Consider the following 24,363-nt stretch of genomic DNA (forward strand, 5'->3'; position numbering starts at 1 on the left):
GCTCCGACAGGTAGGACCCTACTCCGGCTGATCGAAGGGTGATCGTTGAGACCGCGTCTCTCCACCGTGCTCGTGCGCGGGCCGTCTATGGTGCCGGCCCTCAGGAACGACGACATCGTGCTGGTCAGGTGGGGTGTGACGCCCCGGCCGGGGCAGATCGCGCTGGTGCGGTGGGCGAGTCGGCCGGGTCAGCTGTCGGTCAAACGTGTCTCTCATCAAGTGGACGGGGGGTGGCACGTGGTGGGCGACAACCCGTTCGCGAGCACGGACTCCGAACACCTCGGACCTGCGGAGGTGCTCGGAGTCGTCAAAGCTCGACTATGGCCGAGGCCTGCTTTCAGGCTTTGAGGGACGCGTACAGCGCGAGGCAGTCGTCGTAGCGCGGCAGGACGCCGGCCTCGTACGCCTCGGCGAGGGTCGGGGCGGCGGTGTCCTTCTCCGACAACAGGAACTCGAGCTCGCGCGGCCACGGGAGGTCGAGTGCCGGGTCGAGCGGGGTGAGGCCGTGCTCGCCGGACGGGTTGTAGACCGTGGAGCAGAGGTAGTTCATCGTCGTGTCGTCCTCGAGGGCGATCATCGCGTGGCCGAGGCCCTCGGCGAGGTAGACCGCGTTGCACTTCGACGAGTTGACGAGCACGGCGTCCCACTGGCCGAAGGTGGGGGAGCCGACGCGGATGTCCACGATCACGTCGATGAACGAGCCGCGCGGGCAGAAGACGTACTTCGCCTGCGACGGCGGCACGTCGGCGTAGTGGATGCCGCGGATCGTGCCCGCGCGGGACACGCTGTGGTTCGTCTGGGCGACCCTCAGCGGGTGCCCGACCGCCTCCACGAAGGCGGCCTCCTGGTACGGCGAGACGAACACGCCGCGGTCGTCGGGAAATGAACGAGGGGTGAACTCGAACGCGCCGTCAATTTTCAGCGAACTCGCCTGCATGCCGTCACTCTAAGGCGTCAATCTTTCTTGACCGATCGGGTGCTTCCTGCCAGCGGAAACTGACCGGTCGGTTCAGAAAACCGGACGGACGTCTTGCTATATGCCCTCTGACCTGCGGAAAAAGTGTGATCCCCGCCGCAGACAGCATCGGGCGACCCTGCCACACTTCCGTCACCCGCAGCACTCGGGCAGCTTTCTGACGCAACTCGTCGGAGGGCGTCGACCGAGTTTCCAGGCCCCGTGTACCCGGCGTGACAACGCTGGGCCGGTGCGCCGTTTGGTGATGAGCCCTACTTGAAGGGCCACTACGCCGCCCGCACCGCAGGAGGGACGCCGTGACAGCAGTGAACGAAGCCCGCATCGAGAACTCCGATCCGACGCAGTTGACGGACGACGAGATCTTCAACGCGCACCTGGGCGGGAAGCTCGAGGTCGGCGCGACCGCCTCGCTCGCTGACCCGAAGGCGCTGTCCATCGCGTACACCCCTGGTGTCGCACGAGTGAGCAAGGCCATCGCGGAGGACGCCTCCCTGGCCGCGAAGTACACGTGGGCGCACCGCCTCGTCGCCGTCGTCAGCGACGGCACGGCGGTGCTCGGCCTGGGCGACATCGGCCCGAGCGCGTCGCTGCCCGTCATGGAGGGCAAGTCCGCGCTGTTCAAGACGTTCGGCGGCCTCGACTCCATCCCGCTCGTGCTGAACACGACGGACGTGGACGAGATCGTCGAGACCCTCGTCCGGCTCCGCCCGTCGTTCGGCGCGGTCAACCTGGAGGACGTCTCCGCGCCGCGCTGCTTCGAACTGGAGCAGAAGCTGATCGAGGCGCTCGACTGCCCGGTCATGCACGACGACCAGCACGGCACCGCCGTCGTGTCGCTGGCGGCGCTCAACGGCGCGAACACCGTCCTCGGCAAGAGCATCGCGGACCAGCGGGTGGTCATCTCCGGTGCGGGCGCCGCGGGCATCGCGATCGCCAAGATCCTGCTCGCGGCCGGCGCCGGTGACATCACGCTGCTCGACTCGCGCGGCATCGTCCGCACGGGCCGGGCCGGTCTCAACCCGATCAAGGAGGAGATCGCGGCGGTCACCAACTCCGCGAACCTCGACGGTGGCATCGACGTCGCCCTGCGCGGCGCGGACGTCTTCATCGGCGTGTCGTCGTCGAAGGTGTCCGAGGACCTCATCGCGAGCATGGCGCGCGACTCGATCGTGTTCGCGCTGTCGAACCCCGACCCCGAGGTGCACCCGGAGGTCGCCGGCCGGCACGCCGCGATCGTGGCGACCGGGCGCAGCGACTTCCCGAACCAGATCAACAACGTGCTCGCGTTCCCCGGCATTTTCCGCGGGGCTCTCGACGCGGGTGCGCGCCGGATCACGGAAGGCATGAAACTCGCCGCCGCGGACGCCATTCTCGCGGTCGCGAAGGATGATTTGGGCCCAGACCGAATTGTTCCCTCGGCATTGGACCCGCGCGTCGGACCCGAGGTCGCGGCGGCTGTGGCCGTGGCCGCGAAGGCCGACGGAGTCGCCTGATCACGCCCTTCTATTCGCCACTCATTTGCATCTTCACGGGCACCGGAACCACGAACGTGGTTTTTCGTTAACCCGTGCAGGGGTGGGCGATGACGCTCTGAAGCGCTACCGTCCCTCTCCTCGGGTGTTCACCCGAGGAGAGGGTTCGTGTTTGCCGCCGTTCGGGTGCCGTTGTCGTGCCCACCCGAATTGCCGCGGGCGGTGGATGCGGGAGAGGGTGGGCCGGTGCCCAAGTGGGTGGGACGCGCGACGGTGGTGAACGGCCGTGCACGGACGGCTGTCCCGGGGACCGGGAAACCTCCGATGACGCTCGACGGCTTGACCCTGCCCGACGCACCGTCGTTGCTCGTCGACGCCAAGGGCGTCGTGATGCAGGCGAACCCCGCCGCCGTGGAGCTCGCGAACGCCCAGGGAGCCGACGACCTCGTCGGGCACGCCCTCGGTGAGCTGCTCCTGGGCAACTCCTCCGACCTGCGGCTGCTGCGCGCCGACGGCACCGAACTGCCCGTGCGCGTCGCCCGCCACGCCGTTCCCGGCACCGGTCTGCAGGCCGTCCTGCTGATCGACGTCTCCGACCTCGCGGCCGCCGCGGACGCGTTGCGCGACGAACAGCGCCGCCTACGCAAGGTGCAGCGGGTCGCGAACCTGGGCTCCTGGGAGTTCGACCCCGGCACGGGCCTGACGGTCTGGTCCGACACCCACTACGAACTGCTGGGCGTCGACCGCACCAAGGTCGTGCCGGGCGCGCAGGCCGTCCTCGACGTCGTGCACCCCGACGACTACCACATGGTCGAGACGTACTGGCACGGTCGTGAGATCACCGGCGACCCGATCGACATCGAGTACCGGATCGTCCGCCCCGACGGCCAGCTGCGGTGGATCCGCGGTGTGGCCGAGGCGAAGCTGGACGACGCGGGCGCCCTGGACAAGATCACCGGCTACATCCGCGACATCACCGAGGCCAAGCGCGCGGCCACCGAGCTCGCCCAGGAACGGGCGCGGCTGCTGGAGGCGCAGCGCATCGCCCGCATCGGCAGCTGGGCGTACGAGACGGGCACGCGCGCCGTGCACCGCAGCGAAGTGCTGATGGAGATGTTCGCCGAGCTGGGCATGACCCCGGACGACGACCTGCTCAGCGGCGTGCACCCGGACGACAAGGAGGCCGTCAAGGCCCTGCGCGACCGGCTGCTGCACGCGAGCGACGACGTCCCGGTCGAGGTCGAGGTCCGCAGCGAGATCGGCGAACGCGTCTACATGTGCCGGGCCCGCGCGGAGATCTCGCCGTCCGGCCGCATCGAGCGCTACCACGGCACCATCCAGGACGTCACCGAGGCGCGGGCGCTCGAACGCCAGATGCGCGAGGACCGGCGAAGACTGGCCGACGCCCAGCAGGCCGCCCGCCTCGGCATGTGGGAGTGGAACCCGGCCAGCGGCGAGGTCGTGTGGTCGGACATGCTCCGCGACCTCTACGGCATCCCCGCCGACGTGGCGGGCAACTACCAGTACTACCTCGACCTCGTGCACCCCGAGGACCGCGCGTGGGTCGACGACCTGTGGCGCCAGCTCTCCGTCGACGAGATCGCCGTGCAGTGCGAGCACCGCGTCATGCGCCCGACCGACGGCGCGACGCGCATCTTCCGGTGCCACGGCATGATCGTGCACGACCCGCGCGGCAAACGGCTCGCCGTCGGCACCGCCCAGGACGTGACCGAGCAGCGCGCCGCCGAGGCGCGCATGAAGCGTTCCTCGCAGCGCTTCACCGACCTCGTGTCCGTCACGCCCGTGGGCATCGGCCTGTTCGACGAGGGCGAGCGCCTGGTCGACGCCAACGACGCGTTGTGCGACCTGCTCGGCATGGAGCTGGAGCAGCTGCGCGGCATGACCGCGGAGCAGCTCACCCACCCCGAGGACACGTCGCCGGGCCTGCAGTGGGCCGCCGAGCGCACGCAGAAGATCCCGCAGCGCATCCTGGTCCGCCCGGACGGCGAGAAGGTGTACTGCGAGCTGCACATCGCGCTGTCCGTGCAGGACGACGGCCGCCGCTTCTGGTTGATCGTGTTCCTCGACATCACCGAACGCCGCCGCGCCGCCGAGGCGTTGCGCCACCAGGCGACGCACGACGAGCTGACCGGCCTGCCGAACCGCGCGCTGGTGAAGGAGATCCTCGGCAAGGCGCTCGACGGCCCCGGCCGCTCCAAGGTCGCCGTGCTGTTCTGCGACATCGACAACTTCAAGCGCGTCAACGACTCCCTCGGCCACGACGCCGGCGACGAACTGCTCGTCGCCTTGGCGCGACGACTGGAGGGCGGCCTGCCCGACGGCTGTACCGCCGCCCGCCTGTCCGGCGACGAGTACGTGATCATCTCCGAGGACATCGACTCGGTCGGCGGCGTCGACGCCCTCGCCACGCGCGTCGCGTCGTTGCTGCGGACCGCCGTTCCCGTGCACGGTCAGCTTGTCCGGGTCTCGGCGTCGATCGGCGCCGCCGTCCCGAACGGCTCGCGCGCCAACGGTGCCGACCTGCTCCGGTTCGCCGACGCCGCGATGTTCGAGGCGAAGCGCGCCGGTGCCGGCCGGGTCTCGCTCGCGTCCGCCGCGCTGATCGCCTCCGCCGACCGCCAGGTGCACCTCGAAGGCCAGCTGCGCGACGCGCTGCAGCACGACGGCCTCGCGTTGCACTACCAGCCCGTCGTGGGGGTGGACGGCGCCGTGCTGACCGCCGAGGCCCTGGTGCGCTGGCCGCACCCCGACCGCGGGCTGCTGCCGCCGGACGTGTTCCTCCCGGTCGCCGAGCAGGGCGACCTGATGCGCGAGCTCGACCGCTGGGTGCTGCGGACCGCGTTGCGCGAGGCCGCGACCTGGCCCGCGCCCGACGGCCGCCCGGTGTCCGTGGCGGTCAACCTCGCGGGCCTGGTGCCGGGCGATCCGGAGTTCGTGGACATCGTGTCGACCGCGATCATGGAGTCCGGCGTCCCGTGGGAACGGGTGGTGCTGGAGCTGGTCGAGACGGCGTTCGTCGACCTGCCCTCGCGCGTGCGCCAGTCGATGGACGAGCTGGTGAAGCGCGGCGTCCAGTTCGCCGTGGACGACTTCGGCACCGGCTACTCGTCGCTGGCCCGGTTGAAGGACCTGCCGGCCCAGATCATCAAGGTGGACCGGCGCTTCGTCTCGGGCGTGGGCAACGACTCCTCGGACTTCGCCGTCGCCCGCGCCGTCGTCGACATGGCCCGCGCGATGGGGCGCAAGTGCGTCGCCGAGGGCGTGGAGACCGCGACGCAGTTCCACGTGCTGCGCGGGGTCGGGGTGGACGCGTACCAGGGGTGGTTGTTCTCGCGTCCGGTGCCGCCCAAGGAGTTCCGCGCGGTGCTAGCCCTCGGTCCGCTCCACATACCCCGCGCTGGCTGAGATCTCCGGCAGCAGCGCCGCGATCCGGTGCTTGGGCAGGTCGATCAGCCGCAGTTCCAGGTCGGCCTGCTCCACGGCGGCGTTGTCGATGATCTCGGCGGCCTGCTTCTTGGTCAGCACGCCCTGCGACGCCGTGATCAACGCCTCGCGCCACACGTTGCGCAGCTTGCCGTGCGCCTTCATCAACACCTCGCGCACCGCCCGCTCGCCCAGTGACAGCGTGCCCGTCAGAACCTGATCGGCGACGACGATCGTCGTCCTGGCATCCGGGTTGTTGCGCAGGAACTTCAACTTGAACCGCGTCGCGACCAGTTCCTGGAGCTCCTTCTGCCCCGACTCCGACGAGACCGCCGGGTGGTTGTTCGGCACCAGGCACGCCAGCCGCGCGGGCGAGGACGCGAGCAACGTCCGCAGCAGCCACGGGCCGGGGTCCGCGGACAGGTCGACGGCCAGCGAGGCCGCGCCCTTGCCGACCGGTTCGGCCCAGCCGGCGGAACGGGGCTTCGGCGGCGGCGAGGACTCCGGGCGCGGCGCGAGGTCCGACAGCGCGGCCAACGCCTCCTGCGAGGGGCCGGAGGACTCCACGGACTGCGCGCCGTGCGTGTAGATCCGCGTGCCGCCCGACACCGCGCGGCGGCCCGTGGGGCGGCAGACGTAGAGGTCCGCGGCCGAGCCGATGGCCTGCGCGCCGTCGAAGCGGTGGAACGCGGGCAGGATCGCCTCGAAGACCAGCCCCAGCTTCTGCAGTTCCTGCTGCACCTTCAGGCCCAGGGCCGGGGTGCGGTCCGAGAAGCCGTACGCGAGCAGCAGCCTGCCCGAGGCGATGTCCTCCAGCGCCTCGATGCCGCGGCCCGCGAACAGGCCCATGCCCTCCGGCGTGTAGGGCGGGTCGCTGAAGACGAGGTCCGCGGACTCGAGGACCGCCTGCGGCAGCCCGAAACGCATGTCGCAGTGCAACGTCCGGATGTCCAGCCCTCGCGCCGAAGCCCGCGAGTCGATGAACTCCAGCAGCCGCTCGTCGAGGTCCACGACCGTGATCGACACGTGCGGGTTGACCGCCGCGACCGCCAGCGACGTCAGGTCGTGGTCGCCCAGGCACAGCAGGCGCCTGCCCGTCAGGTCGTACGTCGCGTTCAGCCACACCGCGCGGTTGAGAGCGGTCTCAGCCGTCGCCTGCACGTGGTCCAACGAGGACAACGGCGGTGGCACGTCGGCGATGTCCACGAGGATCTGCCGCAGCAGCTCGGTGTGGTCGCGCACACCGGAGACGCCGAACGCCTCGCGGTAGGACGACACCAGGCCGGGGGCGATGCGGTAACGATCGCCTGAAGATTCCGCGTCGTCACCGAGGGCCTTGAGCAGGTCCTGCACCGTGCGGCGCGGCACGGCGGGCAGGCGCACGAGCTCGGCCAGCGGGTGCCAGTCCTCGCTGAGCAGGGACAACACCTCGCGGAGCTTGCGGGCGTGCACGCCGCGCTCCGCCACCAACTGCCGGACCTGGTCGATCGTCACAAGCGGTAGACCATACGGCGTCTGACGTGCCCGCTTCGCCGAAGGTGCGCACGGGTCGCGACACGGCTCAAACGCGCAGCTCGTCACATCGTGGAACGTTGTGCCGGGGTACGCCGAACGAGTTAAGGTCTTTGGGATCTACATCCAGGGCGGTCCGAATCGGGGAGACCGTCACGACCGGAGGGATCCGAAGGGTGATCGAGTTCCGGGCCGTAACCAAGCGGTTCGAGGACGGGACCATCGCTGTCGACGAGCTCGACCTCACCGTCGAGGCGGGCACCATCACGGTGTTCGTCGGTCCTTCCGGGTGTGGCAAGACGACGTCGCTGCGCATGGTCAACCGCATGATCGACCCGACGTCCGGGACGATCCTGGTGGACGGCAAGGACGTCCTGAGCGTCGACCCGCCCACGCTGCGGCGCGGCATCGGCTACGTGATCCAGCAGGCGGGCCTCTTCCCGCACCGCACCGTGCTGGACAACGTCGCGACCGTGCCCCTTCTGTCCGGTTGGGACAAGCGCAAGGCCCGCGCGCGCGCGGCCGAGCTGCTGGAGATCGTCGGGCTCGACCCGAACTTCGGCAAGCGCTACCCGGCCCAGCTCTCTGGCGGCCAGCAGCAGCGCGTGGGCGTGGCCCGCGCCCTCGCCGCCGACCCGCCCGTCCTGCTCATGGACGAACCGTTCAGCGCCGTCGACCCGGTCGTGCGCGAGGACCTGCAGAACGAACTCCTCCGCCTGCAAGCGGAACTCGACAAGACGATCGTGTTCGTCACGCACGACATCGACGAGGCGCTCAAGCTCGGCGAGCGCGTCGCGGTGTTCCAGAAGGGCGGGCACCTCGCCCAGTACGCGAAGCCGCAGGAGCTGCTCAGCGCGCCCGCCAACGACTTCGTGGCCTCGTTCGTCGGACGCGACCGCGGCTACCGCACCCTCACCTTCCTGCACGCCGAGGTGCCCGTGCACCCGGTCACCACGGCCAGGATCGGCGACCGGATCACCGTCACCGACTGGACCCTCGCCGTCGACGAGCAGAACCGCCCCAAGGGCTGGCTGTCCGGTGTGGACGGTGAGGTCGAGGTCCGCGAGAGCGACTTGGTCTCCGGCGGCTCGCTCTACGACGGCTCGTCGCTGCGCGGCGCGCTCGACGCCGCTCTCAGCTCACCGTCCGCGCTCGGCGTCGTGGTCGACGACGCCGGTGCCGTCACCGGAGTGGTCAAGGCCGACGACGTCATCAAGGCCCTCGCGAAGGCCCGCGCGGCGGGTGAGGTCCCCAAGTGACCTGGATTTTCGAGAACTGGGAAAGGTTCTGGGAAGTCACCGAGGTGCACCTCCGACTCTCGATCGTGCCGGTGCTGGTCGGGTTCGTGCTCGCCATCCCGCTCGGGTGGTGGGCGAGCCGGTCGCAGACGGCGCGTGCGGTCCTCTTCCCGTTCGCCAACATCCTCTTCACGATCCCGTCCATCGCGCTGATCGTGATCACGCCGGTGCTGATCGGCGTGAAGATCCTCGACGAGATCAACGTCATCGTGCCGCTGGTGATCTACACGGTCGCGCTGATGGTCCGCTCGATCGCGGACGCGCTGTCGGCCGTGCCGGGCAACGTGGTCGCGGCGGCCAACGCGATGGGCTACCGGCCGTTGCGGCGGTTCCTCACCGTCGACTTCCCGCTGGCGCTGCCGGTCACGATCGCCGGACTGCGGGTCGCGACCGTGTCGAACATCAGCATGGTGAGCGTCGGCGCGCTCGTCGGCCTCGGCGGCTACGGCCAGCTCTTCACCGAGGGCTACCAGACCGACAACTCCCCGAAGGTCATCGCGGGTCTCATCGGGACGGTCGTGCTCGCGGTCCTCGCGGACGGCCTGCTGCTGCTGATCGGACGACTGCTCACGCCGTGGGCGCGGGCGGGGAGGTGAGCTGACGTGGGTGGCTGGCTCTTCGATCCCGCGCACTGGTCGGGAAGCACCGGGATCCCGGTGCGGTTGCTCGAACACCTCGGCTACACGCTGCTGACGCTGCTGATCGCGGCGGTGATCGCGATCCCGCTCGGCGCGTTCGTCGGGCACACCGGCAAGGGCGGGTTCGTCATCGTCGGGCTCTCCAACGCGCTGCGGGCACTGCCGACCACGGCCGTGCTGATCCTCGTGGTGCTGTGGGCGGGCCTGGGCGACTTCCCGGTGTACGTCGCGCTGGTGCTGCTGGCGATCCCACCGATCATGGCGGGCACGTACGCGGGAGTCCGCGCCGTCGACCCGGTCGCGGTCGACGCCGCGCGGGGCGTCGGCATGCGCGAGTCGGGCGTGCTGCTCCAGGTGGAGATCCCCAACGCGCTTCCATTGATCTACGGCGGTTTCCGCGGCGCCGCACTGCAAGTGGTCGCGACCGCCACCATCGCCGCCTACACCGGCGCCGGTGGTCTGGGCAGGTTCGTCTTCGACGGACTCGCCCTGCAGGAGTTCGGACAGATGCTCGCCGGCGCGGTGCTCGTGGCACTGCTCGCCGTTCTCGTCGACCTGGGGTTCGCCGGCCTGCAACGGCTGACGGTCTCGCCAGGGCTGCGTCCAGTGGGAACCGGAGGGAAGAGATGAAGCGCATCGCGACAGCCGTCGCTGCGGTCATGCTTTTGTCGGCGTGCGGTGGAGATCCGCTGACCGGGAGCGGCAACAACGAACCGGCCCCGACGGACACGATCGTCGTGGGCTCCGGCAACTTCCCGGAGTCCCGCCTGCTCGCGGAGATCTACGCGGAGGCGTTGACCGCCAAGGGCGTCAAGATCTCCAAGAAGCTCAACATCGGCAACCGCGAGCTGTACTACAAGGGCGTGCAGGACGGCTCGATCGACCTGATCCCCGAGTACACCGGCGTGCTCCTCAAGTACATCAACAAGGACGCGACGCAGGTCGGGTCCGACGAGGTGTACGAGGCGTTGAAGAAGGCGCTGCCGCAGAACCTCATCGTCCTCGACAAGTCGGAGGCCGAGGACAAGGACGCGGTGGTCGTCACCAAGCAGATCGCGGCCCAGTACAGCCTGAAGTCGATCGACGACCTCGTGCCGTACTGCAAGGACCTCGTCTTCGGCGGCCCGACGGAGTTCCAGAACCGCGCGGACGGCCTGCCCGGCCTGAAGGCCAAGTACAACTGCGAGTTCAAGGAGTTCAAGTCCCTCGACGTCGGCGGTCCGCTGACCGTCGCCGGCCTGAAGGACAACACGGTGCAGGCGGCCGACCTGTTCACGACGGACGCGGCCATCAAGGCCAACGAGTTCGTGGTGCTGGAAGACCCGAAGAACGTGTTCGCCGCGCAGAACGTGTTGCCGCTCATCAACGAGAAGAAGGCGTCGCAGCAGGTCCGCGACACCCTCAACGCCATCTCGAAGAAGCTCGACACGAAGGTCCTGCTGGAGCTGAACGAGAAGCTCTCGGCCCCGGACAAGCCGGAGCCGGAGAAGGTCGCCAAGGAGTGGCTGGCCTCCGCCGGCATCTGACCCTCCACGAGAACCGCCGATCGGCGAGCGTCACGCTCGCAGGTCGGCGGTTCTCGCTTGCACGCCCATGTACGTGAAGGTGTCCACGTAGCCGAGCGAGTGGTTCACGCGGATCATGTGCTCGTTCTCGGTGCTGGTGCGCGTGTAGATCTGCTCGACGCCGGTCAGCTGGTGCAGCATGTGCGCCTTGATCAGCCTGCCGAACCCCTTGCCGCGGTGGGCGGGCAGCACGACGGTGTGCAGCTGCTCGGCGACGGTGGGCACGGCCGGGTCGATCTCGACGACGGTGACCCCGGCGGCTTTGCCCTGGTGCAGCAGGAGAACGGTCCACCGGACCACCGAGGTCGCGGCCTCCTCCCTCCGGACGCTCTCGACGGTGTTCCGCGTCAGGTCGAGCACGGAGTCGGTCTCCGGTGCGTCGACCATGCCGTTGAGGGCCTCGACGAACTCCTCGACGACGGCCTCCGGTGCCGCGCCCTGCCACGTCATGAGCTCGTAGCCGTCCGGCACGCCGCCGACCTCGGGTGGTTCCGCCACGTCGAGCCGTTGCCTCTGCATGGACACGACGACGCGGAACCCCCTGGCCGCGGCGAACTTCTCGCCCGGCGTGCCCGCCTCTACGCCCCAGCCCTCGATGAACGAACGGTCGCGCACCAGCGGCACCACGGCCCGCAGCAACGCCGTGCCGAGTCCTCGGCGGCGGAAGTCGGGCAGCACCACGATGGTGGCAAAGGCGAGGTGCGCGTTCGCCTCGGCTTCGGAGATCCGCGTCTCGCCGTACCCGACGATCGTGCCGCCTTCCCGTGCGACGACGAAGTCCGGCCGTGCGAAGCCGATGTCGTCGGGGAGCTGCCACCTGGTCGCCCAGGTCTCGTAGAGCGGTGGCTTCTTGCCGGGCGAGTCCTCGACCACCCAGGCCGCGAGGACGTCGAAGAGCGCGTGCCGGTCTTCCTCCGACGCGGTGGCGAAGTCCAGTTCCTCGATCACGCTCGCAGCTCCTCGATCCGGGCGTTGACGGAGATCATGTCGCCGATCGTCTCGAAGCCGAGCGACCGGTTCACGCGCTGCATGTGCGCGTTCTCGGTGCTGGTGCCGGTGTCGATCCGCGTCAGCCGCGGCTTGTCCCGGCGCACCCACTCGATCATGTGCGCCTTCATGGCGCGGCCGAGGTCGTGACCGCGGTGGGCCGGCAGCACCGAGGTCTCCTGCTGGAACGCGCGGCCCGGCCGTTCGTCGTGCAGTTCGAGTTCGGTCATGCCCGCGACCGAACCGTCCGCGGCGAGCGCGACGACGACCCGTTGCTCGGCGCCGCGCGACAGGTAGTCCTGCTCGGCCTCCCGCACCTTGACCGGGGTCCACGTCGGGGACGGCGTGTTCTGCTCGCCGGTGGGCGCGTCGTGGATCGCGTTGCGGGCCAGGGCGTACGACGCGAGCAGGTCGTCCGGCGTGACGCCGGTCCACTGCGCCAACCGGTAGCCGGACGGGACCGGGACGTCCCACAAAGCGTTGTCGGCCTCCGCGAAGGCCAGGCCCTGCAGGACCATCGTGTTGATGGTGCGGAAGCCGCGGTTCTCTGCCCACCTCGCGCCGTCGCCGTCCGCGGTGACCTGCCAGCACTCGATCGACGTGAGACCGCGCGCCTCGAACTCGGCGCACACCGCTCGCAGCAGTGCCGTGCCGACACCGCGCCGCCGAGATCGCGGGTGCACCACGATCTCGGCCATCGCCGTGTCCGGCCAGGCCGGGAAGTTCAGGCCGGCGAACGCCACGAGCTCGCCGTCGAGGCGGGTCGCGAGGTAGCGCGCCGGACCGAGCCCCTGGAACGGTGTGCGCAGCCGGAACCGCACCTCGTCGAGCGTCGGCGCGGTCCACTTCGGACGGTCATCCGCGTACCGGGCGAGCATGACCTCGTGGTACGCCTGAATGTCGGTCGGATCGAACTCTTCTGTTGTAACCCCCATGCACGCTATGCAACCAGACTGTTGCGTTCCGCCCAACCGGCTATCGCGGCGGCGATCTCCTTCGGCTTGTCCTCGGGCGCGTGGTGCCCGGCGTCGCCCAGGCCCACGACCTCCAGCGAAGCGACGTTCTCGGAGCACCAGGCCGCCAGTTCGGGCGTGATGGCCAGCGTCGGCGAGTTCTCGAAGGTCAGCAACAACTTCGGCACTTCGGACGCGGTGGCGAGCCACGAGCCGTAGGCCTCCATCCGCGGGATGAGCGCCGGCGGGTCGCCGTCGACCGGCAGCTGTCGCACCCAGGCCAGCACCGGCCGGCGGCTCTCCCGGTCGGGGAACGGCGCCAGGTACACGGCCAGGTCCTCGTCCGAAACGGGCGTCCGCACGCCGCCGGTGAAAGCCTGCCGGACGACGGTGTCCTGGTCCAGCACCAGTTGCTCACCCTCCGGTGAGCGCAGCCGGCGCGTCCGTTCCCGGGCGGCGGGCTGGAGTTCGTTGCCGCGCAACGGCTTCAGCATCGTCTCGAAGAACGCGATGCCGGCGACGCGGGACGGGTGCCGGGCCGCCCAGTCGAACGCCAGCGCGCCGCCCCAGTCGTGGCCGACCAGGACCACCCGGTCCAGGCCGAGCGCGTCGAACCACGCGTCGAGGTAGCGGGAGTGGTCGTCGAACGAGTAGTCGATCGTGGGCTTGCCCGAGCGGCCCATGCCGATCAGATCGGGGGCGAGGCCGCCCAGCTCCGGTAAGACGTTGCGCCAGATGTGCGACGACGCGGGATTGCCGTGCAGGAACACGAACGGCGCGGAGCCGTGCGTCTCGTAGTGCATCGTCGAGTCGAGGACGGGGACGACGGGCATCGGGGTGCTCCTAGTCGAGGGGAACGGCGAGCAGGTCGCGCAGTTCGGCGGAGAAGGCGGACGTCCGCTCGCCCAGCGGCGTCAGCAGGCGGTCCATCAGTGCGCGGACCGTCGCGATGGCGGGCTCGACCACTTCGAGGCCGTGCGGGGACAGCGCCAGCCGCATGGTGCGGGTGTCGACGGTGTCGCGGGTGCGCGAGATGAACCCGGCGGCCTCCAGCGAGCGCGCCAGCTTCGAGACGTAGAGCGGTTCGAGACCGGTGTGGTCGGCCAGTTCGCGCTGTGAGGGCCGGTCGAGGGCGGCCAACGACGACAGCACGACGTACTGCGCGTGCGTCAGCCCGAGGGGGTCCAACGCGCGGTCAACGGCCACTCGCCACTTCATCGCCAGGCGCCACACGAGGTGTCCAGGCGTCGGTTCCGCACTGCTCATGGCAGATACGGTACATGGCTACTATGTACATGGCGACTAAGTTGCCGCGACGTGCCCGCCGATCCGGACGGTGAGCTCCTCGGCCGCTTTGCGCACCTCTTTGGCCAGGTCGGGCCACGTCTGGCCGCAGGGCGTGTCGCACAGGTGCCGGAACGTCAGCGTGATGGCCGCGATCGGCCGCTCACCGTGGTCGAAGACCGGCGCCGCCACCGAGGCGAACCCGGCCGTCACGAACCCGTCCTCGACCGCCCACCCCTGACGGCGCTCGGTCGTGAGCAGGCGCCGCAGCGCCGGCAGGTTGTGCGGGCCGCGGCCGGTGCGGTCGACGAACGCGTCCACGGACGGCAGCAGCGCCCTGACCTGTGCCGGAGGCAGATGGGCGAGCATCGCGCGGCCCGAAGCCGTGAGGTGGGCGGGCAGCCGGACGCCGACGTCGGACACGATCGACTGCGGCTGCCGGGGCTGCTCGCGTACCAGGTAGAGGGCCTCCGGACCGTGCAGGACACCCAGATGCGCGACCTTCTCCATCCGATCGGCGAGCTTGCGCAACAGCGGGCGAGCAAGCCGCTCCAGCGGGTCGTGGCGCAGGTAGGCCGAGCCGAGCTCGAACGCGGCGACGCCCAGGCCGTACCGCTTCTCCTCGGGGAAGTGCGTCGCGAAGCCGGCCTCGGTCAGCTCCGAGAGCAGGTGGTAGGTCGTTGACCTGGGGAGATTCAGCTCGCGCGCGACCGACGCCGCGGAGACGGGTCCGGGTCTGCCCGCCAGCAGCCGGAGCACCGCCAGCCCGCGCCGGAGCGCGGGAACGTCACTGCTGCTGCCCACAACCGTGATTTTCCCACGTGATGCAGCCCACGCCGTTACTACATCAGGGCACACTCAACAGAACAGGCTCCGCGTGCGTCTGAGGGGTGTGACGGTTTTGAAGGGGGTCGGGATTGACACCGAGTTTCGATGACTTCGTGGCAGAACAGGTGACCCCGTTGCTGCGCTACGCCACCGTGCTCACGTGTGACCCGCACCTGGCCCAGGACGTGGTCCAGGAAGTCCTGCTGCGCGCGCAGCAGAAGTGGGAACGCATCGGTTCAGTCGACCTCCCTCACGCCTACGTCAAGCGCATGGTGACCAACGAGTACCTCTCGTGGCGCAGGCGCAGGGCCGCGAAGGACGTCGCTCTCTGCATGACGACCCTCGAGTCTGTCACCCCGCCCGTCGGCGACACGACCCACCACTACGACGAGCGGGAAGCCATGTTGCAGCGGATCGCGAAGCTGCCCCGCAAACAGCGGGCCGCGGTCGTGCTCCGCTACTACGAGAACTACGAGGACTCGGAGATCGCACAGATGCTCGGTTGTGCCGAGGGAACCGTGCGCAGCCACATCTCACGTGCGCTGGCCACACTCCGCATGGACCACACGCCGGAGCCCGCTGGTGTCGGGTTGCGGCTCGGGGAGGGCCTGTCGTGAACGACACCGAACAGCTCATCAAGGAGGCACTCGGCCAGCTGGCCGAACGCACTCCACATCCGGGCCCGACGCTGAACGCCCTGCGGCGCAAGCGCAAGAGGCAGCGGAACAACATCTTCCTGATCGCCACGGCCGGCGTCGCCGCCGTCGCGGTCCTGGTCTTCGGCGGACTGGTGGCGAGCGACAGGTACGCGCCGCCGCTGCCCAACGACGCCGCCGCCGCGCTCACGCCGAGCGCCCCCGGTGCGCTGAAGTACCAGCCGCACTGGCTGCCGGACGGGTTCGTCGAGACCTTCCGCTCCGCGAACGACGGGTCGACCGAGCGCGGCTGGGTGCCGGCGAACGCCCCCGCCGACGGGTACGGAGGCGGGCCGAGCGTCACCCTGTCGAGCGGCCAGGGTTCCTCCTCGCAGATCGGCGAGTGGCGGGACGTGACGGTGCGCGGGCTCAAAGCCCGTGTGCAGGCGTCCGGCGAGCAGGCGGTCGTGGAGTGGAAGGCGCAGGACGTGCTCGTCGTCCGGGTCGACCGCGTGGCCGACCCGGAGGGAACGGCGCTGCGCGTCGCCGATTCGGTGCGCGCGGACTCGAACGCCGTCTTCGAGGCACCGTTCAAGGTGAAGGGCAAGCCGGCGGTCGTGTTCAGCGGGACGAGCCCCGGCGAGTGGAACGCCCGGTACTCGCCCGGCCGCGGCCCGTTCGAGGTGACGGTCGGCAAGAGCAAGCCCGAGACCGGTGACGCACCGAGCGTGCCCGTCGAGGTGCGCGGCAAGCAGGGCGTCATCGTGGGGGGCGGCACGCTCGTCGTGCAGGAGGGTGATCTCTGGATCACCGTGAGCAGCTCGCCCGCCGACAAACCGGACGCGGAGATCGTCGCGATGGCGAACGACGTCGAGATCGCCTCGAACGTCGACACCGGCTGGATCCGCAAGAAGTAGCCCGTCTGGCATCCCAGACACCATCACCCGCTCCGGGGTCGCTGACTCGGCCCCGGAGCGGTCTGATGTCTGCATGCGACAACCGGTGGAGCTGGGTCCGAAGCCTCTGACCCTCGAGGACGTTCATGCCGTCGCCCGCGACGGCGCCCCGGTGGAGATCACCGCGGCGGCCCGCGAGGCGGTCACCACCGCCCGCGGCCACATCGAACAGCTCGCCACGGCCGAACGCCCCACCTACGGCGTCTCGACCGGGTTCGGCGCGCTCGCCGTCCGGCACATCCCGCCGGACCGCCGCGCCCAGCTGCAGCGGTCGCTGATCCGCTCGCACGCCGCCGGGTCCGGTCCCGAGGTCGAGCGCGAGGTCGTGCGGGCGCTGATGCTGCTGCGCCTGCGCACGCTCGCCACCGGCCACACCGGCGTCCGGTTGTCCACTGTGGACGCGATGGCCGGGATGCTGAACGCCGGCATCACGCCGGTCGTGCACGAGTTCGGGTCGCTCGGGTGCTCCGGTGACCTCGCGCCGCTGTCCGCCAACGCACTCGCGCTGATGGGCGAGGGCATGGTCCGCAACTCGCGCGACGAACTGGTGCCCGCCGCCGAGGCACTGGCCGAAGCGGGCATCGAGCCGGTGCAGCTGGCCGAGAAGGAAGGCCTCGCGCTGATCAACGGCACCGACGGCATGCTCGGCATGCTGTCGCTGGCGATCGCCGACCTGACCCGCCTCCTCGACATCGCCGACCTCACCGCCGCGATGAGCGTCGAGGCGCTGCTCGGCACCGACCGCGTCTTCGAGCCGGAGCTGCACGCCCTGCGTCCGCACCCCGGCCAGAACCTGTCCGCCGCCCGGATGCTCGCGTTCCTCAAGAACTCCGAGATCGTCGCCTCGCACCGCGGCCCCGACTGCACTCGCGTGCAGGACGCGTACTCGCTGCGCTGCTCGCCGCAGGTGCACGGCGCGGCCCGCGACACCGTGGCCTACGCGGCGACGGTGGCCGACCGCGAGCTGGCGTCCGTGATCGACAACCCCGTCGTGCTCGCGGACGGACGGGTCGAGTCCAACGGCAACTTCCACGGCGCGCCTGTGGCCTACGCGCTCGACTTCCTGGCCATCCCGCTCGCGGACGTGGCCTCGATCGCCGAGCGCCGCACCGACCGCATGCTCGACGTCTCGCGTTCGCACGGCCTGCCGCCGTTCCTCGCCGACGACCCCGGCGTCGACTCCGGCCACATGATCGCCCAGTACACGCAGGCCGCGATCGTGTCCGAGCTCAAGCGACTGGCCGTGCCGGCGTCCGTGGACTCGATCCCGTCCTCCGCGATGCAGGAGGACCACGTGTCGATGGGCTGGTCTGCTGCTCGCAAGCTGCGCAAGGCCGTGGACGGTCTCACGACCGTGCTGGCCATCGAACTGCTCACCGCCGCACGGGCACTCGACCTGCGCGCGCCCCTCAAGCCCGCCCCCGCGACGGCCGCCGCCGTGGCGAAGCTCCGCGAGACCGTCCTCGGCCCCGGCCCGGACCGGCACCTCGCGCCCGAGATCGCCGCCGCCGAGGCCCTCATCCGAAGTGGAGCCCTGTGATGACCACCGTTCGTGCTGACCGCGGCACCGAACTGTCCGCGAAGAACTGGTCCACCGAGGCCGCGCTGCGGATGTTCCACAACAACCTCGATCCGGACGTCGCCGAGCGCCCCGAGGACCTCGTCGTCTACGGCGGCACGGGCAAGGCCGCGCGCGACTGGCCGTCGTTCGACGCCATCAGCCGTGAGCTGAAGAACCTCGAGGCCGACGAGACGCTGCTGGTGCAGTCCGGCCGCCCGGTCGGTGTCATGCGCACGCACGAGTGGGCGCCGCGCGTGCTCATCGCGAACTCGAACCTCGTGCCGGACTGGGCGAACTGGCCCGAGTTCCGCCGCCTGGAGGCCGAGGGCCTCACGATGTACGGGCAGATGACCGCCGGCTCGTGGATCTACATCGGCACCCAGGGCATCCTCCAGGGCACGTTCGAGACGTTCGCCGCGGTCGCCACCAAGCGCTTCAACGGGACGCTGCGTGGAACCCTGACCGTCACCGCCGGACTGGGTGGCATGGGCGGTGCGCAGCCTCTCGCCGTGACGATGAACGAGGGCGTCGCACTGTGCATCGAGGTCGACCCGCACCGCGCCCAGCGCCGGCTGGAGACCCGCTACCTCGACGAGATCGCCGAGGACCTGGACAGCGCCATCGAGCGCGTGCTGGCCGCCAAGGCCGCCGGTGAGGCCGTGTCCGTCGGTGTCGTGGGCAACGCGGCGGAGATCCTGCCCGAGCTGCTGCGTCGCGAGGTCGCCGTGGACATCGTCACGGACCAGACGTCGGCGCACGACCCGTTGGCGTACCTGCCCGTCGGTGTCTCGCTGGAGGAGTGGCAGGACTACGCGGCCGCGAAGCCGGACGAGTTCACCGACCGCGCCCGCAAGTCGATGGCGGACCACGTCGAGGCCATGGTCGGGTTCCAGGACCGCGGCGCCGAGGTGTTCGACTACGGCAACTCGATCCGCGGTGAGGCGCAGCTCGGCGGCTACGACCGCGCGTTCGCGTTCCCCGGCTTCGTGCCCGCCTACATCCGCCCGCTGTTCTGCGAGGGCAAGGGCCCGTTCCGCTGGGCCGCGCTCTCCGGCGACCCGGCCGACATCGCGAAGACCGACGCCGCGATCCTCGAGCTGTTCCCGGAGAACGAGCAGCTGCACCGGTGGATCAAGATGGCCGGCGAGCGCGTCGAGTTCCAGGGCCTGCCCGCCCGCATCTGCTGGCTCGGCTACGGCGAACGGCACCTCGCCGGCCTCAAGTTCAACGAGATGGTCGCCAACGGCGAGCTGTCCGCGCCGATCGTCATCGGCCGCGACCACCTCGATTGCGGCTCGGTGGCCTCCCCGTACCGCGAGACCGAGGCGATGGCCGACGGTTCCGACGCGATCGCGGACTGGCCGTTGCTGAACGCGCTGGTCAACACGGCGAGTGGTGCGACCTGGGTGTCGATCCACCACGGTGGTGGTGTCGGCATCGGCCGCTCGATCCACGCCGGTCAGGTGACGGTCGCGGACGGTACCGAGCTGGCCGCGCAGAAGATCGAGCGCGTGCTGACCAACGACCCCGGCATGGGCGTCATCCGGCACGTGGACGCCGGGTACGACGAGGCGAAGACCGTGGCTGCGGACAAGGGCGTCCGCATTCCTATGGAGGGCTGATGCTCGACCAGATCGCGGACGTCGGCAGGGACCCGAAGCGCGGGGGTTACTCGCGCCACGGGTACAACAAGCCCGAACTGGAGCTGCGGCACTGGTTCGTGGAACAGGCGGTCCGGCGCGGTCTCAACGTGGAGACCGACCAGAACGGCAACCTCTGGGCTTGGTGGGGCGAGCGGGGCGACAACGCGCTCATCACCGGCAGTCACCTGGACTCCGTTCCCGGCGGCGGGGCGTTCGACGGCCCGCTGGGGGTGACGTCGGCGCTGGAGGCCGTGGACCTCCTGCAGGCCAAGGGGTTCACGCCCGGCCGGCCGTTCGCGATCACGGTCTTCGCCGAGGAGGAGGGCGGCCGGTTCGGCGTCGCCTGCCTCGGGTCGAGGCTGCTCACCGGCGCCATCGCGCCCGAGAAGGCGTTGGCGCTCAAGGACCCGGACGGCGTCACGCTGGCCGAGGCCATGAAGGCCGCCGGGTACGACCCGGAGCTGGTCGGGCGCGACGAACGGGCGTTGAAGCGCATCGGCCAGTTCGTGGAGCTGCACGTCGAACAGGGGCGCGGCCTGACCGTGCCGGTCGGCGTGGCGTCGAGCATCCTCGCGCACGGCCGGTGGCGCTTCTCGTTCTCCGGCGAGGGCAACCACGCCGGGGCGACGTTGATCGAGGACCGCCGCGACCCGATGCTCCCGGCGTCCCAGCTCGTCCTCGCCGCCAGGAAGGCGGCCAGGGGTGGCGGCCGTGCCACCGTGGGAAGGCTCGTCCCCAACCCCGGTGGCACCAACGTCATCGCGTCCACGGTGGACGTCTGGCTGGACGCGCGGGACAGCGACGACGCACGCACGCGTGCGATGGTCGCGGAGATCTCCGAGGCGGCGCACCAGGCCGCCAAGGAGGAGGGGTGCGAGCTGCGGATCACCGAGGAGTCGTACGGCGACACGGTGCACTTCGACAGCGCGCTGCGCGACGACATCGCGGGGGCGCTCGGTGGCGTTCCGGCGCTGCCGACCGGTGCGGGGCACGACGCGGGCATCCTCGCCGACCACGTGCCGACCGCGATGTTGTTCGTGCGCAACCCCACCGGCGTGAGCCACGCGCCGGAGGAGTTCGCCGAGCAGGCCGACGTCGACGAGGGCGTGCGCGCGCTCGCCGCCACGATCGAACACCTCGGCTCATGAACTTCTGGTGCGAGCGGGCCTGGTTGCCCTCCGGGCTCGCCGAGCGCGTGCTCGTCAGGGTCGAGAACGGCGTGATCTCGTCGGTGTCCACTGTGGACACGATTCCGCTGGGTGTGCGGCGGTTGCACGGCGTCGTGGTGCCGGGCTTCGCGAACGCGCACTCGCACGCGTTCCACCGGGCGTTGCGCGGCCGGACGCACGACGGTGGTGGCACGTTCTGGACGTGGCGCGAAGGCATGTACGCGCTGGCCTCGCGCCTCACCCCGCAGTCGTACTACCGCCTGGCCCGCGCGGTGTACGGCGAGATGGCGCTCGCGGGCGTGACGGCTGTCGGCGAGTTCCACTACGTCCACGACCGGTCGAACGAGTTCGGGTACGCGCTGCGCGAGGCCGCGTCCGACGCGGGCATCCGGCTGACGCTGCTCGACACCTGCTACCTCGCGGGCGGCATCGACCAGCCCGTGAACGAGGTGCAGCAGCGGTTCTCCGACGGCACGGCCGAGGCGTGGGCGTCGCGGGTCGCCGAGCTGAAGTCCGACGACGTGATGCGCGTCGGTGCCGCTATCCACTCGGTCCGCGCCGTCCCGCGGGCCGAGCTCTCCGTTGTCGCGCAGGCGTTCCCGGACGCTCCGCTGCACGTGCACCTCTCCGAGCAGCCCGCCGAGAACGAAGCCTGCCTCGCGGCCTACGGCCTGACGCCGACCGGTCTGCTGCACGAGGCCGGCGCGTTGTCACCGCGCACCACGGCCGTGCACGCCACGCACCTGGCGCCCGAGGACATCGCGCTGCTGGGCTCGTCGGGCACGGGCGCGTGCTTCTGCCCGACGACCGAGGCGGACCTCGCCGACGGCATCGGCCCGGCGCGCGAACTGGCCGACGCGGGCAGCCCGTTGTCTCTCGGCAGCGACCAGCACGCGGTCGTCGACCCGCTGTTGGAGGCTCGGGCGCTGGAGCACAACGAGCGGTTGCGGACCGGTCAGCGTGGCCGGTTCTCGCCGTCCGAGCTGCTCGACGCCGCCACCCGCCACTCGGCGATCGGCTGGGACGGCGGGCGGATCGAGGTCGGCGCGCCCTGCGACCTCGTGGCGATCAGCTGTTCGACACCGCGCACCGCGGGGTCGTTGCCGCAGCAGGTGTTGCTCTCCGCCACGGCGTCCGATGTGGACACCGTGGTCGTCGGAGGCCGGGTGGTGGCCTCCGGTGGTGCGCACGAGACCCTGGGAGACGTCGGCAGGCTGCTGGCGGACGCGATCGAGGAGCTGTGGGCATGAGCGTGCTGATCACCGGCATCGGTGAGCTGACCACGAACAGCGAGTCCGCCGGTGACGCGCTGGTGGTCGACGGCGCGGAGATCGCCTGGGTGGGCAGTGCCGCGGACGCTCCCGCCGCCGACGAACGGGTCGACGTCGAGGGCCGCGCGGTGCTGCCCGGCTGGGTCGACAGCCACACGCACCTGGTGTTCGCGGGCGACCGCACCGCCGAGTTCGGCGCTCGTATGGCCGGCAAGCCCTACACGGCGGGCGGCATCGCGGTGACCGTGAACGCGACCCGTGCCGCGTCCGACGAGGAGCTGGCTGCGGTGGTGCGCAAGCACATCGCCGAGGCGCTGCGGCAGGGCACGACGTTCGTCGAGACCAAGACCGGCTACGGCTTGAACGTCGCCGACGAGGTGCGGTCCGCGCGCATCGCCGCCGAGCAGGCCGACGAGGTCACGTTCCTCGGCGCCCACCTCGTGCCTCCCGGCACGGACGCGGACGAGTACGTGGAGCTGGTCCGCGGCGAGATGCTCGACGCCGTCGCACCGCTCGTGCGCTGGGCGGACGTGTTCTGCGAGAAGGGCGCGTTCGACTACGACCAGTCGAAGGCGGTGCTGGAGGCGGCCGCGGCCAAGGGACTGGGCCTGCGCGTGCACGGCAACCAGCTCGGCGAAGGCCCCGGCGTGCGGCTGGCCGTGGAGCTCGACGCAGCCTCGGTGGACCACTGCACGTACCTGTCGGACGCCGACGTCGACGCGCTGGCGTCGTCGGACACGGTCGCCACGCTGCTGCCGGCGTGCGACCTGTCGACCCGGCAGTCGCTGCCGCCCGCCCGCGCGCTGCTCGACGCCGGTGCGACGGTCGCGCTCGCCAGCAACTGCAACCCCGGCTCGTCCTACACCTCGTCGATGGCGTTCTGCGTGACGACAGCGGTCCTGCAGATGCGGATGAGCGTCGAAGAGGCGGTGTGGGCGGCGACCGCAGGTGGTGCGCGGGCGCTGCGACGCGACGACGTCGGCGTCATCCGGCCTGGTGCGCGGGCTGACCTGCACGTGTTGGACGCGCCTTCGATCACGCATCTGGCCTACCGTCCGGGAGTCCCGTTGACGCACTCTGTGTGGCAACGGGGCGTACGCGCCATTTGAGACTGGCGTCTCATTACCCTCCGTGTGGGCCTATTGGCGGAAGGTGCGGGGCCGTACGGTGTCCCCGTGGTGGATTTCGCGGAGGCCTTGACGAAAGCCGTCGACAACAGCGGCCTGAGCCTCGAGCGCATCCAGCACCACCTGGCCGCGCGGGGCATGCAGGTCAGCATCTCGACGCTGTCCTACTGGCGCCGCGGCCGCAGCCGTCCGGAGCGCCCGGAGTCGTTGAAGGTCGTCGCCGCCCTGGAGGAACTGCTCGAGCTCGGCGAGGGCTTCCTGACCGACCGGCTGGGCGACAAGCGGCCGCGGGGGCGCTGGGTGGACCAATCGCTGTCCCTGGAGGACATGTGGGACTCGCGGGCCACCGACCTCGGTGAGGTCATGTCGCGCATCGACCGGCTGCAGCCGACCGCCACGACGTACCTGAGCGTCCAGGACCGGCTGCTCGTCGGGGCGGATCGCCGGGAGGTCTCGACCCACGTCACGGGCGTGGTCCAAGCCCTGGAGGACGGGGTCGACCGGTTCCTCGCGATCCAGCTGGCCGACGCGACGGACCTCGGTGTGCCGTCGATCGAGGCGGGACCGCCGTGCCGGCTCGGGAGGGTGCGCGGGGAGGACTCGACCGGGTTCCTCGTCGCCGAGATCCTCTTCGACCGGATGCTGCGCGCGGGGGAGACGGCGCTCATCGACTACACCGTCCGGATGAGACCCGGAGCCCAGAGCGAGGTCTGCGACCGGCGGTTCCTGCGCCCGGTGAACGACTACACGCTGCAGATCGGCTTCCACCCGGACGCGGTGCCCGCGCGCTGCTTCCAGTTCGCCCGGCCGTCGCTGCACGAGCCGGAGACCGCTCTGAACGACCTGTGGATCGGGACGACGGCGTCGACGCACATCCACGTGCGGAACTCGAAGCCCGGGATCTATGGAGTGCGGTGGGAGTGGGAGTAGCCGCTACTCCCACTCCCACCCCCGCGAACGTGGCCAAGGCGCGCGCCTGGTCCGAGCAGATGGGCAAGACCGTCATCGAGGTGCGCGACTCGCCGGGCTTCGCGACCTCACGCC

22 protein-coding genes are annotated in these 24,363 nt (G+C 70.4%); 15 read left to right on the forward strand and 7 right to left on the reverse strand.

Annotation, left to right across the window (positions count from 1 at the left end):
* The first annotated feature begins 72 nt into the window (after positions 1 to 72).
* On the forward strand, positions 73 to 348 hold the full coding sequence (locus ABZX02_RS39740; protein ID WP_355306624.1) for a S24 family peptidase: 276 nt from the start codon (positions 73 to 75) through the stop codon (positions 346 to 348).
* Here the strand turns inward: ABZX02_RS39740 and rfbC are convergent.
* Positions 338 to 937 (reverse strand): dTDP-4-dehydrorhamnose 3,5-epimerase, encoded by a 600-nt coding sequence (gene rfbC / locus ABZX02_RS39745; RefSeq protein ID WP_355306576.1) that lies wholly within the window; start codon positions 935 to 937, stop codon positions 338 to 340. The genes ABZX02_RS39740 and rfbC overlap by 11 nt on opposite strands.
* Before the next feature lie 335 nt (positions 938 to 1,272).
* Here rfbC and ABZX02_RS39750 point away from each other — a divergent pair, with 335 nt between their 5' ends.
* Positions 1,273 to 2,469 carry an NADP-dependent malic enzyme gene (locus ABZX02_RS39750; RefSeq protein WP_355306578.1) on the forward strand — a complete coding sequence of 399 codons (1,197 nt, stop codon included), beginning with the start codon at positions 1,273 to 1,275 and terminating at the stop codon, positions 2,467 to 2,469.
* A gap of 303 nt (positions 2,470 to 2,772) precedes the next feature.
* Positions 2,773 to 5,874 (forward strand): EAL domain-containing protein, encoded by a 3,102-nt coding sequence (locus ABZX02_RS39755; protein ID WP_355306580.1) that lies wholly within the window; start codon positions 2,773 to 2,775, stop codon positions 5,872 to 5,874.
* On the opposite strand, the gene ABZX02_RS39760 is transcribed toward ABZX02_RS39755, so the two are convergent.
* Positions 5,836 to 7,386, reverse strand: a complete 1,551-nt coding sequence (locus tag ABZX02_RS39760) for a bis-aminopropyl spermidine synthase family protein (RefSeq protein ID WP_355306582.1) — start codon at positions 7,384 to 7,386, stop codon at positions 5,836 to 5,838. The two genes, ABZX02_RS39755 and ABZX02_RS39760, sit on opposite strands and share 39 nt — an antisense overlap.
* 194 nt (positions 7,387 to 7,580) lie before the next feature.
* On the opposite strand from ABZX02_RS39760, the gene ABZX02_RS39765 reads away from it, so the two are divergent.
* The 4 genes from ABZX02_RS39765 to ABZX02_RS39780 are packed head-to-tail and all read left to right on the forward strand — an operon-like array spanning position 7,581 to position 10,866.
* The gene (locus ABZX02_RS39765; protein ID WP_355306583.1) at positions 7,581 to 8,663 is read left to right on the forward strand and encodes an ABC transporter ATP-binding protein; all 1,083 of its coding nucleotides are present in this window, start codon (positions 7,581 to 7,583) and stop codon (positions 8,661 to 8,663) included.
* On the forward strand, positions 8,660 to 9,298 hold the full coding sequence (locus ABZX02_RS39770) for an ABC transporter permease (RefSeq protein WP_355306585.1): 639 nt from the start codon (positions 8,660 to 8,662) through the stop codon (positions 9,296 to 9,298). Before ABZX02_RS39765 ends, ABZX02_RS39770 begins: the two co-directional genes overlap by 4 nt.
* Positions 9,299 to 9,304: 6 nt before the next feature.
* Positions 9,305 to 9,970, forward strand: coding sequence for an ABC transporter permease (locus ABZX02_RS39775; RefSeq protein WP_355306587.1), 666 nt, complete (start codon positions 9,305 to 9,307; stop codon positions 9,968 to 9,970).
* Positions 9,967 to 10,866 (forward strand): ABC transporter substrate-binding protein, encoded by a 900-nt coding sequence (locus tag ABZX02_RS39780; RefSeq protein ID WP_355306589.1) that lies wholly within the window; start codon positions 9,967 to 9,969, stop codon positions 10,864 to 10,866. Before ABZX02_RS39775 ends, ABZX02_RS39780 begins: the two co-directional genes overlap by 4 nt.
* A 30-nt stretch (positions 10,867 to 10,896) precedes the next feature.
* On the opposite strand, the gene ABZX02_RS39785 is transcribed toward ABZX02_RS39780, so the two are convergent.
* From ABZX02_RS39785 to ABZX02_RS39805, 5 genes are read right to left on the reverse strand one after another with little or no spacing between them, the layout of a single operon-like run.
* The gene (locus ABZX02_RS39785) at positions 10,897 to 11,853 is read right to left on the reverse strand and encodes a GNAT family N-acetyltransferase (RefSeq protein ID WP_355306591.1); all 957 of its coding nucleotides are present in this window, start codon (positions 11,851 to 11,853) and stop codon (positions 10,897 to 10,899) included.
* Entirely contained in the window at positions 11,850 to 12,827 is a 978-nt protein-coding gene (locus ABZX02_RS39790) for a GNAT family N-acetyltransferase (RefSeq protein ID WP_355306593.1), read from the reverse strand. The genes ABZX02_RS39785 and ABZX02_RS39790 overlap by 4 nt, the downstream gene beginning before the upstream one ends.
* A 5-nt stretch (positions 12,828 to 12,832) precedes the next feature.
* Entirely contained in the window at positions 12,833 to 13,678 is an 846-nt protein-coding gene (locus ABZX02_RS39795) for a haloalkane dehalogenase (RefSeq protein WP_355306595.1), read from the reverse strand.
* 10 nt (positions 13,679 to 13,688) lie between these two features.
* Positions 13,689 to 14,111, reverse strand: coding sequence for a MarR family transcriptional regulator (locus ABZX02_RS39800; RefSeq protein ID WP_355306597.1), 423 nt, complete (start codon positions 14,109 to 14,111; stop codon positions 13,689 to 13,691).
* 36 nt (positions 14,112 to 14,147) lie between these two features.
* Positions 14,148 to 14,933 carry an IclR family transcriptional regulator gene (locus ABZX02_RS39805; RefSeq protein ID WP_355306599.1) on the reverse strand — a complete coding sequence of 262 codons (786 nt, stop codon included), beginning with the start codon at positions 14,931 to 14,933 and terminating at the stop codon, positions 14,148 to 14,150.
* 113 nt (positions 14,934 to 15,046) lie between these two features.
* Between ABZX02_RS39805 and ABZX02_RS39810 the strand changes: the two genes are divergently transcribed.
* The 8 genes from ABZX02_RS39810 to ABZX02_RS39845 all read left to right on the forward strand — a co-directional run bounded on the left by ABZX02_RS39810 (position 15,047) and on the right by ABZX02_RS39845 (position 24,249).
* Positions 15,047 to 15,574 (forward strand): SigE family RNA polymerase sigma factor, encoded by a 528-nt coding sequence (locus ABZX02_RS39810; protein ID WP_355306601.1) that lies wholly within the window; start codon positions 15,047 to 15,049, stop codon positions 15,572 to 15,574.
* Positions 15,571 to 16,509 (forward strand): hypothetical protein, encoded by a 939-nt coding sequence (locus ABZX02_RS39815; protein WP_355306603.1) that lies wholly within the window; start codon positions 15,571 to 15,573, stop codon positions 16,507 to 16,509. Before ABZX02_RS39810 ends, ABZX02_RS39815 begins: the two co-directional genes overlap by 4 nt.
* Positions 16,510 to 16,582: 73 nt before the next feature.
* A complete protein-coding gene (gene hutH / locus ABZX02_RS39820; protein WP_355306604.1) occupies positions 16,583 to 18,088 on the forward strand; it encodes a histidine ammonia-lyase in 1,506 nt (501 codons plus the stop codon).
* Positions 18,085 to 19,731: a urocanate hydratase gene (hutU, locus tag ABZX02_RS39825; RefSeq protein ID WP_355306606.1), complete on the forward strand. Its 1,647-nt coding sequence runs from the start codon at positions 18,085 to 18,087 to the stop codon at positions 19,729 to 19,731. The genes hutH and hutU overlap by 4 nt, the downstream gene beginning before the upstream one ends.
* Positions 19,731 to 20,900 (forward strand): allantoate amidohydrolase, encoded by a 1,170-nt coding sequence (locus ABZX02_RS39830; protein ID WP_355306608.1) that lies wholly within the window; start codon positions 19,731 to 19,733, stop codon positions 20,898 to 20,900. Before hutU ends, ABZX02_RS39830 begins: the two co-directional genes overlap by 1 nt.
* Complete coding sequence (locus ABZX02_RS39835; protein WP_355306610.1) at positions 20,897 to 22,171, forward strand: formimidoylglutamate deiminase; 1,275 nt, start codon at positions 20,897 to 20,899, stop codon at positions 22,169 to 22,171. Before ABZX02_RS39830 ends, ABZX02_RS39835 begins: the two co-directional genes overlap by 4 nt.
* Positions 22,168 to 23,301: an imidazolonepropionase gene (gene hutI / locus ABZX02_RS39840; RefSeq protein WP_355306612.1), complete on the forward strand. Its 1,134-nt coding sequence runs from the start codon at positions 22,168 to 22,170 to the stop codon at positions 23,299 to 23,301. The genes ABZX02_RS39835 and hutI overlap by 4 nt, the downstream gene beginning before the upstream one ends.
* Positions 23,302 to 23,367: 66 nt before the next feature.
* Positions 23,368 to 24,249: a hypothetical protein gene (locus tag ABZX02_RS39845; RefSeq protein WP_355306614.1), complete on the forward strand. Its 882-nt coding sequence runs from the start codon at positions 23,368 to 23,370 to the stop codon at positions 24,247 to 24,249.
* Positions 24,250 to 24,363: the final 114 nt, after the last annotated feature.

Origin of the sequence: Lentzea sp. NPDC003310 (genome assembly GCF_040610935.1) — a bacterium.
Lineage (GTDB): Bacteria > Actinomycetota > Actinomycetes > Mycobacteriales > Pseudonocardiaceae > Lentzea.